Consider the following 13,029-nt stretch of genomic DNA (forward strand, 5'->3'; position numbering starts at 1 on the left):
TGCATCTTCTAGCTTTCTCAGTGATGTTCATGCTTCGGAACAACTCGATGTAGTTTCGGAAGATGATTCGCTCGTGGCTGAGGTTTTACCACTAAACTACACCCGCATAACTAACCAATAACAGTTTTAAGACTTCTCTACGCAATACATGTTCCTGCATCTTCTAGCTTTCTCAGTGATGTTCATGCTTCGGAACAACTCGATGTAGTTTCGGAAGATGATTCGCTCGTGGCTGAGGTTTTACCACTAAACTACACCCGCATAACCTTTTATTAAAAACATATTAAAAAGTTTTAACAATCTCTTAACGAAACCACGTTGATAATTATAGCAATCTACTACATAATTTGCAATATTTTTTCGGAAAAAGTTTAATTTTGTCTTTATCGGGAATTCCATACGTAACAATCAAAAGAAGGAGTGGACTACATGATTTGGACGATTATCGGTATTCTATTACTAGCATGGCTTATTGGCTTTTTGTTTGAAGTAGCAGGTGGCTTCATCCACATTTTACTTATCATTGCACTTGTCGTTTTTATCGCAAAAATGATCAGGCTTTAGACAACGATAAAAAACGGGGAATGCCCCCGTTTTTTTATATGAACAATAATAGGCTTAACGCCATTACTGCCATACCAGTAATAAGTCCATATATGGAAGTATGAGCTTCATCGTATTTCTTTGCTGCTGGCAGTAATTCATCTAAAGAGATAAATACCATTATTCCAGCAACTGCTGCAAAAATGATACCAAATACAACTTCTGATAGAAAAGGCATTAAAAATAGAAAAGCAGCTAACGCTCCAACAGGTTCTGCTAATCCTGATAAAAAAGATAATTTAAAAGCCTTCTTTTTATCTCCTGTTGAAAAATAAATTGGTACTGAAACTGCTATCCCCTCCGGAATGTTGTGAATGGCAATTGCAACCGCAATGGCTACTCCTAAAGCAGGGTCCTGTAAACTCGCTGTAAAAGTTGCAATTCCTTCAGGAAAATTATGGATGGCAATTGCCAATGCGGTGAACGACCCCATTTTTAGTAAGTTGCTATCACCATTCGGTCCTTTATTCATCTCTTCTACTTTTTTCAGTTCATGAGGGTTCCCTTGTGTAGGAATAAATTTATCAATTATTGCTATTAAAATCATACCAGCAAAAAAACCAATTACAGTCATCCAATTGCCTGTTTTTTCACCTAATTCACCAACCAAAGAATCTTGTGCTTTAACAAAAATCTCCACCATTGAAACATAGATCATTACTCCAGCTGAAAATCCTAATGCCCAGGATAAAAATTTCGTATTTGTGTTGGACGTAAAAAACGCTAATATACTGCCAACACCTGTTGCCAGCCCAGCAAACAAGGTTAAACTAAACGCCAGTGCTACTCCTTCTAATTCCATTAGCTGTACACCTCTCCTAAGCAACCTGTAATAAAGTAAAATTCCATCAGTGAAGACTTATCAAATCAACCCCTGATGGTTAAAAAACTTATCAGGGTGCTAGCGCCCGTTATGTACCAACAACCTCTTGTATGTCATAAAGCGGTTGCTTACGGGCGTTTGTTCACCTTGATGAAAGAACTCCAATTATATATATGCCCAACTATTCAAAAAGTTTCCGATGGGAAAAATAATACACCTAACGCAAATACTCGTCAACTTTTTTGTATATAAGTGGAAGTAAGGGAAGACTCCAACACTTGCCCTTACTGTTCATAATTCTCTCTAATCAATACCAACCACCGCATATTATACTCGTTATCTGATATTGGTATTATAGCACAACATTATGATTATATATTATGGTAATTAAGCGTATGATAAACCATTGATTCCTACTACCCATCATTAAATTTTTCCTCAAGTAAAAAAGGATAATTAGTACAGCTGAAGTACTAATTATCCTATGTCACTATTGTGTTTATCTCTGTAGGAATACCAATCGGCTATTTGATCTACATCCTCCACTCTTAATTCTCTTACAATAAAATGACGACCGACAAATTTGTTTAAGATGGCTGTATCTAATGTTGCCAATCCCTGTTTTCGATGTAAAATGTGCTGTTTCTTCTGCAAGGATTGCAACCGCTTGTGAGGCACTATAGCCGTATCTTTACTTATAGCGCGACTTTGTACTAGCAATTGTTGATCCTGAATAATGTATCCTGATGTTTTGTATTGAAAATAGCCGTATAAACAGGAAAGTAACATTATCAATAATGGTATCCATGTATATGCAGCAAACTCTACTGCCACGATAACAGTGGCGATTAGTGGTATATAAGCTGCTCGAAAGATATAATAAGGAATTGCCTTATTCGGTAGCTTCACCATTCCATCTGTCTGATAACGATATTCTGGTAATAATTCCCTCAAAAAACTTTTGATATGTTTTTTGCGCATTAAAGGAAAGATTAATGTATGCATATCTTGATTCTGACCAACTTCTCCACTGGCAATCTCCACATAGACGGACGCAAGCCCTAAAGGCTGGCGAATAATTGTTTCTTTAATACCCACTGCTTGTATCCTTTTTAAAGGGATGGTTGATTGTTTCTTTTCTAATAAACCTCTTGTAATAAACAATTCTTTTTCATACCTGGTAATCGTAAAATTCCAATATTGGACTAATGTTTGTAAAATACCTAACAGCCACAATAATATAAAAATGATAACTGCAAATATGATCAATACTTGGATCGCTTGGGAAAACAACCATTCAGTCGCTTGATTATAAAAACGATCTGGAATAAAACTTTCTAACTCTGAAAATGCTAAACCAAACAAACCTAAGATAATCCCAAAACTTCCTGACGTGGAACCAGCAGCAAGTAATGCTTTAATCGTAATTTTTTTCTGTGGATAATCCTTTGTCTGTTCTTCTGTTACTTCCCCATTCTCCTCAAGTTCAGCAACTTGTTTTTTATATTTCAGCTGGTCGTGAAGGAGTTTACCATCTGCCATCGTCACAGCTGATAAAGCAGCATCGATCTCTTGATCACTACCTGCTGTTTCAATCTGAACTTTCGTCAAACCAAAAATACGATGGATGATATTTTGCGATAAGTCAATCGACTGAATCCTATGTTTGGAAATTGTCCGTTTTTTTCTGATTAAAATACCTTGTTCAATCCGAATTTGATCTTCTTCTAATTGATACGTATAGCGGAACCAAGATAAAACACTAAATAAAATAATAACTGCGATTAAAATCGTTGCTCCAAGAATTACATAAAACCATGCTCCATTTCCAATGGCAATCAGTGCGATTGGTAGAAAACCAAATACAGAGTGTCGGATCGCCTGCATGATATCCAATACCATCCCAGCTGGGTGTAATCGCTTTGGTTTAGACATCATCTTGCTCCACCCTCGCTAATTCAGATATTTGGTCACGTAAATCAGCAGCTTCCTCTTCTAATAAAGCAGGTATTTCATGCTTTGTAGCAGCAGTTGAAATCTGTAACGTCGATAAACCATATCGTTTTAGAATCGGACCTTGCTCCGTATCAACATGCTGAACTCTTATCATTGGAACAACCGTTCTTGTCACAATTAAAATACCATGCTGTATGTATATTTCCTGATCATAAATTTGGTAACGCCACCTTTTCCACCTTATTTTAGGTATTAAATAGACGGTAATCGCCACTTCTAGAATGGTCAAAACCGCAAGTATAATCCCCACCCAATACGGCAGGAAATCAAAAAAGTAAGCTACGACGAACGCCGCGATAGTCAGTAATAATGGAATAATTGCTAAAAGTTGAGCCGACAATTTCCACGCTTTAATAGCGTCGGTAGCAATTCTTTCATTCGGTTGTTCTCTCATATTTCCACTCCTCTTTATAGTTTTTACGTAAAAAATAATCAGATGGTTTCACTAATTGTTGAAAAATCTATCACTTTCTCACAAAGGTTGGCTAATAATAGGTGATCATGACTTATAATCATTAGGCCGACCTTATTTTTTTTGACATATTTCGTTAGTAGCTTCCATATATCTGCCTGGGCAACCGAATCTAACATCGTCGTAATTTCATCTGCAATGATGTAGGAAGGATTGGTTAATAAACATCTTGCAATGCAAATTCTTTGTAGCTGTCCACCAGATAACTGATAAGGATAACGAAGTAACCATTCAAAAGGTATCTTCAAGTCATCCAGCAACTCGTTATCGATCTCTCCTGCCTCCTCTAATACTTTCTGTAATCTCCATTTTGGGTTGACCGATTGTTCAGGATGCTGCCATATTAATTGAACAGGGTTGGGCTTGTTTTTTTCGGGTATCCAATTGATTTCCCCAGAGTGTGCTGGCAAATAACCTGTTATTACTTTGGCAAAAGTAGTCTTTCCTACCCCACTAGCACCTCTTAACCCGACAATTTCTCCTTCATTAAGAGTAAAAGAGATATGACGAAATAAATGCTTTTGATTCGGTAAAGTATATGATAGGTTTGCTATCTTTAACATTCGCAAAGCTCCTCCGCTAAGATAGATTTTTTTGGCAGCTTGTTCTTTGATCTTTCTAATTAGACTATATCACATTATTTGATAAATAAATTCTGTGGTAAAGACTGCCATAGAGCTTTTGTAAAAGGGTGTATCAATTCTTCTCCATCACCAAAGAAATTTTGAACTTCGGTTAACTCTACTATCTTCCCATGGTTTAAAACCGCTACTTGATCTGCAAGCTGAAGTGCTGCCTCAAAATCATGTGTAATCAAAAGAATCGCCTTTCCTGCTTGTTGCACTTCTTTTAATAAAGAAACCATGTCACGCTTGGCTTCCTGATCAAGCCCTGGAGTAGGCTCATCCGCAATTACCAAATTGGCAGAACTTGCGAGCGCAATCATTGCTAAGATTCTTCTTGCTTGTCCTCCAGATAATTGAAACGGGTAGCGTCTTGCAATATCCGTTTCTAGTCCTAATCGTGCTAACAAATGAAGCATCGACTGATTTGTGTTGTCTGTTTCCATCAATCCTTCTATTTGCTTCCCTACTTTCATCAATGGATCCAAGGCTTCTATTGACTGTGGTATTAAGACGATATTTCTGCCTCGATCCTTTTCGATAACAGGACGGTCACCATATAATACTTTTCCTTTTTGACAAAGGTTATCAGGCAAGAGTTGTAATATTGCTTGTGCTAGTAAACTCTTACCTGAACCACTTGCACCTACAAGTGCTAGCACTTGACCTTCTGATAACCTAAAATCAATATCTTCTAATAAGTAATGTTCTGATTGCTGATGATAAACAGATAATCCCTTAACTGTTAATATAGTGTTCATAAGAACGATCCCTTTCTAAATGATGTTGGAATGCATTCGCAAATCGTTGAAATAAAATAACCATTAATAAAAGTGTCAAACCAGGAAAAAAGGCAAGCCACCACAAACCAGACGATAAGTATTGCATCGATTCTGATAAAATAATCCCGATCGCTGGTTGCTCTGCAGATAGACCAAATCCTAAGAAAGTGATCGATGCCTCATGTAAAATGGCATGCGGAAAAATTAACGTAAAGCCTATCATTAACTGAGGAAAAAGATGGGGGAGAAAATGATGTCTTGCCCGCCACCAGAATCCTTTTCCCAGTTGTTTCGATATTTGCACATATGGCATCGTTTGTAATTGGAGTAGTTCCGCACGTAATACCCTCGTGATCGCCGGCCAGTGAGTTAGCATTAGGCCGATTACCACTCCTTTGAATCCACCGCCTAACACAAAGGAAATTAAGATTAATGTCACAAGATGTGGTAAGCTCAAAAATAAATCGATTAACCAGACTATCATTTTATCAAAGTATTGGTTAACCATTGCAAGTAGACTAAGAATAAGCCCTAAGCACGTTGAAAGCAGTGCTGTTAATATACCGAGGGTAACACTGATTTGTATTCCTTTAATGGTTCGCAGTAGCATATCACGCCCAAGCCAATCAGTTCCAAACAAATGGGCCATACTTGGTGCTTGATTTTTATCCGTTAAGTCTAGGCTGATTGTATCGTTAACCACAAACGATAGGATATAAAACGTTAAAAACATCAAAAGTGGAATCATCATGTTTTTTTTCATGAAGTATTCCCCCTTTTTCGTAATCGTGGGTCTAATACGAGATATAAGATATCAGCAAACCAATTACCGATAAATACAAACACCGCACTAATCAATACAATAGCTAGAAAAAGCGGAATATCCCCCTGCAGACCTGCATCTACTACCGATTGCCCTAATCCGGGATAATTGAATACTTGTTCTGCAATAATAGCACCACCAAATAATTCCCCAAATGAAGCAAAATGTACGGAAATTGCTGGTAACAGCATATTACGGAGACCATGTCTCATAAATAGACGAATTCCGGTATAACCATTTGCTCTTGCTTGTAATATATAAGGTGTTTGCAGCACATCTAGCAGCTTCTCTCTTGTATGTAAACAAACATTGGCAACACCAATAATACTAAGAGTTACAGCGGGTAAAACCGCATGATAAATGCGATCTGCCAAGCTTACATCGGATGCTGTCATACCTATTGGCGCACTCAAACCTGTCGGAAAAATACCTAGCCAGACCGAAAATACCATCAAGAGTAATAATCCTAGCCAAAACCCAGGGGTTGAAAGTAATAAATAACAATAGCCTTTAATTAAACGATCAATCCATGTTGCTTTTTTCATTGCTGCAACAGACCCTAACACTAATCCCAACACTCCAGACAATAGCCAAGCAAGGGCAATCAAAAGAATAGAAGAGAAAAACCGATCTGCTATGACATCTATCACTGGAGCACGATGAATTAATGATGTACCGAAATCACCTGTCAGAAGGCTTTTCATCCATTGGATATACTGGAGGAAAAGAGGTTGATCCAATCCCCAATATGCTTCAATAAGCTTCCTTTGTTCTGGGCTAATTAAGAGCATATCCGCACCTATATATGCCTGAACCGGATCAACAGGAGACATACTTATCAGCAAAAAAGTAAGGAGACTTACCGTAAACAGCAATACTACTAGCCTTAATAATTTCTTTATGATTGCAACTGCCATTTGCGCTCGTCTCCTTTCCTTCCTAATCGACTACTTGCCATTCACTAATAAACTCCGTAATTGGCCAGCCATGACCATGTGGTTGTACCTTTTGATTACCAATATCAATGTTTTCATTAACATAGTAAATATGATTGAGATTGACCAGCCATACCCATGGTGCATCTCCAAGTATACTCATTCCTGTTTCCCCGTCCCATTGGGCCAATTGCCAATTTTCATATGCTTCTTCCTCAGTATTAGCATTCATCGCTCTATCTAAGTATTGATCAACTTGATCATTCTGGTAATAGTTAGCATTATAATAATCAATACCTTGCATGGATGAGTGATAAAGGGAATACAATTCGATTGGATCGTGACTCCCCCATCCCATCATTACTGGGTTAGCATGCATTTCACGTTCTATTTCACTCCAGCTTGCTCCTTCAGTAGAGACTTCCATACCAAACTGATTCATCATATCTGCGAACACTAAAGATAATGATTGTCTCATTTGATCACCTGATGGATAATACAATGTCATACTTGCCTTTTGTCCATCTTTTTCAAAAATACCATCTTCCCCTCGCATCCATCCTGCCTCTATTAAGATTTGTTCTGCATGCTCTTGATCAGCATCTACAATCGATGTTTCGGGATTTTCCCATGGCAAACCATCTACACTGGAATAAGCAACTGTTCCTTCACCATTCAATACACCATCAACTATCGCCTGTCGGTCAACTGCATAGTTCATTGCTTCGCGGATAGCTGGATCAGAGGTGATGGCATTACCAACTTGCTCACCCTCTTCATTCATTACCGGTTCAGGGTAAGGAAGCATTACTCCTCTATTATCAACACTTTGCAAGGAGATCTGCTTCATTCCATCGATTTCCTGATCCGCCATTGTAATCGGGACAGATAAAACATCTACTTGTCCTGCTTTTGCTGCCGCAATTGCTTGATCTTCTCCAGAAAATAAGAAGGTAAGCTGCTCAAATTCCGGTTCCTTACCATAGTAGCTAGGGTTTCTTTCCACAATTAACTGCTCACCTTTTCGCCACTCTACTAATTGATAGGGACCAGAACCGACCGGGTTCTCTGCATAGTTTTCATCATATGCATGTTCCGGAACAATTCCTAATCGCTGTAACGTATGTATAAAAGTCGATTGAGGCTCAGAAAGATGAAAGATTACTTGGTAGTCACCTTCTTTTTCAATAGATTTAAGATTAGCCAAATCGACAATAGATTGAGATAGTTTAGCAGCTTCATAGGTAAATATGACATCATCGGCTGTTAAAGGTTCTCCATCAGAAAATTGCACGTCCTCTCGTAATGCTACATTCCATGTCAAACCATCTGCTGATACACCATAATCAGTTGCAAGATCATAGGTAATTTCCATTTTATCATCTTGTTTCAGTAAGGTACTTTGAAATAGTGGTGACCCATATCTCCCCCAACCAGTTGTGGGATCAAAGCCTTGCTCTGGCTCTCCCCCAATTGCCAATGTTAATTGATTAATTTTGCCTGAATCGGCATTTGTTTCAGGTGTTGGTTTATCATTACAACCTGTCAAGAGAACCAGTAGTATCACAAACACCATCATAATGAAGTTCTTCACTAGTAATTACTCCTTTTTTGAATAAAATAATAGTATCTATTATAACACGCGCTTCCGATAGCAGTAGTAAGAAATTGGAAACATGTAAAAAAACCAATCCGTGAAAATAGTAAAACTCGCTCTATAGGCTTATAGAAACGAGTTTCAACCTTATTAATCTACTACTTTTTCTATATTATAGTTGATTCGCTATTCGATGGATCATGACGGCATTATATGCACCACCGAAACCATTATCAATATTAACTACACTAATGCCTGAGGAACAGGAATTAAGCATCGTTAATAAAGCAGACACTCCTTGAAAGTTAGCACCGTAACCAACACTTGTCGGTACAGCAATGATTGGATGAGAGACTAGCCCTCCTACAACACTTGGTAATGCCCCTTCCATTCCTGCAACAACTACCGATACGGTTGCTTCTCTTATTTCATCAATATGCGCCAATAAACGATGAATGCCAGCTACACCTACATCGTAAAACCTTCTAACTTCCACACCGTATGCTTCAGCTGTTTTAGCAGCTTCTTCTGCTACCGGTAAATCAGAAGTGCCTGCACTTACCACAGCAATATAACCTTTATACTGATTTTGTTCTAAACAGTTTTGCATAAACAAAGTTCTGCTTGTTTGATCATAGCGAAAATCCGGTAATTGTTCGACAAGCTTTTCTGCCTTCGAATCGCTAACCCTTGTTACTAATATGTTTTCCTTTTTCGCTTTTATCGCAAGGGAAATATCAATAATATGTGATATTTCTTTGCCTTCTCCAAAAATAACTTCCGGAAACCCTTGTCTTCTTTTACGATGATGATCTACTTTTGCAAAGCCAAGATTCTCAAACGTAGCAAGCTTTTCTTTTGCCTCATCTGGAGATAATTGACCATTTGCTACCTGTTTCAAAATATTCTCTAACATTATTATCACATCCAACATTCTTGTTCGTATTCATGACGCACGCTACCATCTGCTGATTTAATTATATCAAAAATAGCCTGATCATTAATAAAGTGAGACTATGATCCGGGGAATCTTACAGACGCATAGCAACGTGATAAGCTTGTAAATCAAATGAAATTGATCATTTCATTGTATCATGCAGCTTTAATAATGAGACTAGAATGACTCTCCATCTGCTCCTAATTCACCTTAAAAATACCTCTCAATATCCTTTGCCAATTGTTGATATTTTTCAAAGATTTTTTTATATTTTTCATGATTCTCTCTATTTGGGGTAATAACTTGATCAATCGGAATATTTTCTTTTATTTGTTCAAACGATTGTACTTTACCGATTGCAACAAGTGAGGTCCAGCTTGCCCCCCACGCTGCTCCATGATGTGTATCTGCTATTTGAATTTCCTGACCAAACACATCTGCTAAGATTTGCACCCATAGTGGGGATTTTGATAACCCACCATTAACGGAAATGGTAGTTGGTGGACCAGCAATCTCTTCTAATGATTGGCCGATTTGATACAAATTAAAGACAATTCCTTCTAATACAGCACGAACTAAATGGGGACGACGGTGTGTTACACGTAATCCATAAAAATTACCACGAGCGTTTTGATTCCAAACTGGAGCGCGTTCACCATTTACAAATGGTAGAAACAGTAAACCATCGGCTCCGACTTCCACGTCCTCAGCTCCTGCTAAAAATTGTTCGTGACTGCCTTCAAATTCAATTACATCCTTTAACCATTGCAAAGCAATTCCACCATTGTTTGTCGGCCCTCCAATGATAGAGGTATTTGCGGTAAAGGCATAACTAAATGTTTCCCCATTGTCATTAACATGTTGACCGGAAATCAATTGGCGGATGGCACCACTGGTACCGACCGTCACTGCTACTTCCCCTGGCTTAATCGCACCATTACCAAGGTTGGCTAATTGACCATCTGCAGCCCCAATAACTAATGGTGTACCTTCTGGCCAGCCTAATTCGGCGGCAATCTCTTGATTCAATCCTTTAACGATTTCTGTTGGTCCAACAATTTTGGATAATTGAGCACGTTCAACTCCTGCAAGCTCTAACGCTTCCTCTTCCCAGTCTAATGTTTTTACATTCATTAAACCGGTAGCCGATGCCATCGAATAATCAATCACTCGTTTATCAAACCAGTTAAATATCAAAAATTCCTTCATCGACATAAAATAAGCTGCGTTTAGATATGGCTCATAATTATTTTCTTTCATCCACATTAATTTTAATAATGGTGACATAGGATGAATCGGTGTCCCTGTTTTACTATAGATACTTTTTTTCACAACAGGGTCTAAGTTAGTGACGAAATCACTACTTCTACCATCTGACCAGATCGACATGTCAGATAACGGCTTTCCCTTTCGATCGACACAAATTAGTGAATGCATGGCACATGAAATACCGACAGACAAAACATTCTGCTGTTTAGTTTGAATGAAAATATCGGTTAAAACGTTTCTCGTACTCGCTTCAATATCATCAGGCTTTTGTTCCACAAAGGATAGTGCAGGATAATAAGTATCAATCAATTGTTCTGCCTCAGCTTTTACGTTTCCCTTCAAATCAAATGCAACTGCCTTCACACTTGTGGTTCCAATATCTAGACCAATTACTACTTCCTCCATAATGTCCTCCTTCACCCAGAATAGAAGAAAGCTTTGGACAAGACCCAAAGCTTCCACCATTTTTATGATAAAGCACGGTTCATACTACCGCTTTTGTACCCTACTAAGTCCATTGTAACAAACTTATAGCCGTAGCTTTGTAGTTTTTCTGTTACGCGCTGATGGTTTGCTAATAACTTTTGCATCTCGTACGGTTCTACTTCAATTCTTGCAATGTCTCCGTGCGTACGAACTCTTACTTGTCGAAGACCAATCGTTTTTAAAAAGGCTTCTGATTTTTCTACTTTGGTCAGCTTTGCTTTTGTTATTGTTTCCCCATAAGCAATCCTTGACGATAAACATGCAAAGGATGGTTTATCCCATGTTGGCAAACCCATTTGTTTTGACAATCCACGAATTTCTTCCTTGTATAAATCAGCTTCTTGTAATGGTCCGCGTACTCCTTTTTCTTTAGCAGCCTTCATGCCAGGACGATACTCGCTCATATCATCTGCGATTACACCATAGATCACGTTCCGGAAACCTTTCTCCTTCATAATCGGTACAAGCTGGTTGAATAAACTGTGTTTACAGAAATAACAACGGTTTTTATCGTTTTCCGTATAACCAGGAATCGCTAACTCACTTGTTTCAATTACCTTATGTCTAGCACCTATATGCGCAGCTAGACGTTTCGCTTCTTCTAATTCACTTGTCGGATAGGTTTCGGAATCAGCAGTAACTGCCAGTACATTATCAACCCCTAATGTATCTACCGCTACTTTTAACAAAAAGGTACTGTCCACACCACCGGAAAAAGCGACGACCACTTTCTGCATTTCCTGGAGAATAGACACTAGCTTTTGATGTTTTTGTTCGATCATGTTCTATCTCTCTCCCTTTGCGGTTTTTCACATCTTTTATGACGGTGCTACTCGTAAATTAAACTCTATTGAGGGAAGTCTTACACTTTAGCTTTATATCGTCATACTTCCAAAACCACCATCAACTCGCAGTAATTCACCAGTAACAAAACCGCTTGCTTTATCAGATGCTAGATAAACTGTTGCACCTTGTAATTCCTCTGGTTCTCCAAAACGTTTCAATGGTGTATGATTCATAATCGAATGAACTCGGTCTTCACTAAGGATTTTGCGATTTTGCTCTGCCGGGAAGAACCCCGGAATAATTGCGTTTACACGAATATTGTGTGGAGCAAATTCACGTGCTAAGTATTGCGTCACACTATTAATCGCAGCTTTTGATGCGGAATACGTAAAAACTTTAGAAAGTGGTGTAGTAGATGAAACAGAAGAAATATTAATAATACTTCCGCCGCGCTGCTGTTCCACCATTTTTTTTGCGAAAATTTGAGTAGCAAATACAATTCCTTTAAGGTTAACATCCATAATTTTATCCCATTCTTCGGTAGAAAGCTCTAAGTATGGTGTCGTACTATTCATGCCTGGTGCGTTTAAGAGAATATCCCATCCACCTGACCAGTCCTCAATCTCATTAGCGACATTTTTCACGGTGGATAAATCACTTACATCAGCTTGAAAAGCTTTTGCTTCACCTCCAGCATAGTTGATTTCTTTCGCAGTCTCTTCAGCAGTCTCAAGGTTACGTCCCACAATAGCAACTTTCGCTCCATGTTCGGCCAAGCCTTTGGCCATCGCCCCACCTAGTGTACTATTTCCTCCAAGCGCAACAGCTACTTTACCTGTTAAATCGAATAGTTTACTCATTAATATACTTCCTCTCT

At 38.4% G+C, this 13,029-nt stretch carries 13 protein-coding genes; 1 reads left to right on the forward strand and 12 read right to left on the reverse strand.

Features of this window, described 5'->3' with window-relative positions:
• Positions 1-429: 429 nt before the first annotated feature.
• Entirely contained in the window at positions 430-564 is a 135-nt protein-coding gene (locus ACTNEP_RS10145; protein ID WP_441161829.1) for a lmo0937 family membrane protein, read from the forward strand.
• Positions 565-598: 34 nt separating this feature from the next.
• Here the strand turns inward: ACTNEP_RS10145 and zupT are convergent, their stop codons facing one another.
• From zupT to ACTNEP_RS10205, 12 genes are all read right to left on the reverse strand, one after another.
• On the reverse strand, positions 599-1,405 hold the full coding sequence (gene zupT, locus ACTNEP_RS10150) for a zinc transporter ZupT (RefSeq protein ID WP_441161830.1): 807 nt from the start codon (positions 1,403-1,405) through the stop codon (positions 599-601).
• A gap of 498 nt (positions 1,406-1,903) precedes the next feature.
• Positions 1,904-3,361: a PH domain-containing protein gene (locus ACTNEP_RS10155; protein ID WP_441161832.1), complete on the reverse strand. Its 1,458-nt coding sequence runs from the start codon at positions 3,359-3,361 to the stop codon at positions 1,904-1,906.
• Positions 3,354-3,836: a PH domain-containing protein gene (locus tag ACTNEP_RS10160; RefSeq protein WP_441161833.1), complete on the reverse strand. Its 483-nt coding sequence runs from the start codon at positions 3,834-3,836 to the stop codon at positions 3,354-3,356. Before ACTNEP_RS10160 ends, ACTNEP_RS10155 begins: the two co-directional genes overlap by 8 nt.
• Positions 3,837-3,874: 38 nt before the next feature.
• On the reverse strand, positions 3,875-4,477 hold the full coding sequence (locus ACTNEP_RS10165; RefSeq protein WP_441161834.1) for an ABC transporter ATP-binding protein: 603 nt from the start codon (positions 4,475-4,477) through the stop codon (positions 3,875-3,877).
• 74 nt (positions 4,478-4,551) lie between these two features.
• Positions 4,552-5,298, reverse strand: coding sequence for an ATP-binding cassette domain-containing protein (locus tag ACTNEP_RS10170; protein WP_441161835.1), 747 nt, complete (start codon positions 5,296-5,298; stop codon positions 4,552-4,554).
• Positions 5,276-6,082, reverse strand: a complete 807-nt coding sequence (locus tag ACTNEP_RS10175) for an ABC transporter permease (protein WP_441161836.1) — start codon at positions 6,080-6,082, stop codon at positions 5,276-5,278. The genes ACTNEP_RS10170 and ACTNEP_RS10175 overlap by 23 nt, the downstream gene beginning before the upstream one ends.
• Positions 6,079-7,059 carry an ABC transporter permease gene (locus ACTNEP_RS10180; protein WP_441161837.1) on the reverse strand — a complete coding sequence of 327 codons (981 nt, stop codon included), beginning with the start codon at positions 7,057-7,059 and terminating at the stop codon, positions 6,079-6,081. Before ACTNEP_RS10180 ends, ACTNEP_RS10175 begins: the two co-directional genes overlap by 4 nt.
• 22 nt (positions 7,060-7,081) lie before the next feature.
• A complete protein-coding gene (locus tag ACTNEP_RS10185) occupies positions 7,082-8,656 on the reverse strand; it encodes an ABC transporter substrate-binding protein (RefSeq protein WP_441162119.1) in 1,575 nt (524 codons plus the stop codon).
• A gap of 190 nt (positions 8,657-8,846) precedes the next feature.
• Positions 8,847-9,590: a nickel pincer cofactor biosynthesis protein LarB gene (larB, locus tag ACTNEP_RS10190; RefSeq protein ID WP_441161838.1), complete on the reverse strand. Its 744-nt coding sequence runs from the start codon at positions 9,588-9,590 to the stop codon at positions 8,847-8,849.
• 231 nt (positions 9,591-9,821) lie between these two features.
• Entirely contained in the window at positions 9,822-11,285 is a 1,464-nt protein-coding gene (locus tag ACTNEP_RS10195; protein WP_441161839.1) for a gluconokinase, read from the reverse strand.
• Between the two features lie 62 nt (positions 11,286-11,347).
• Positions 11,348-12,148: an ATP-dependent sacrificial sulfur transferase LarE gene (gene larE / locus ACTNEP_RS10200; protein ID WP_441161840.1), complete on the reverse strand. Its 801-nt coding sequence runs from the start codon at positions 12,146-12,148 to the stop codon at positions 11,348-11,350.
• 93 nt (positions 12,149-12,241) lie between these two features.
• Positions 12,242-13,012, reverse strand: a complete 771-nt coding sequence (locus ACTNEP_RS10205) for a glucose 1-dehydrogenase (protein ID WP_441161841.1) — start codon at positions 13,010-13,012, stop codon at positions 12,242-12,244.
• Positions 13,013-13,029: the final 17 nt, after the last annotated feature.

It is taken from the genome of Gracilibacillus sp. HCP3S3_G5_2 (genome assembly GCF_052063305.1).
Lineage (GTDB): Bacteria > Bacillota > Bacilli > Bacillales > Amphibacillaceae > Gracilibacillus.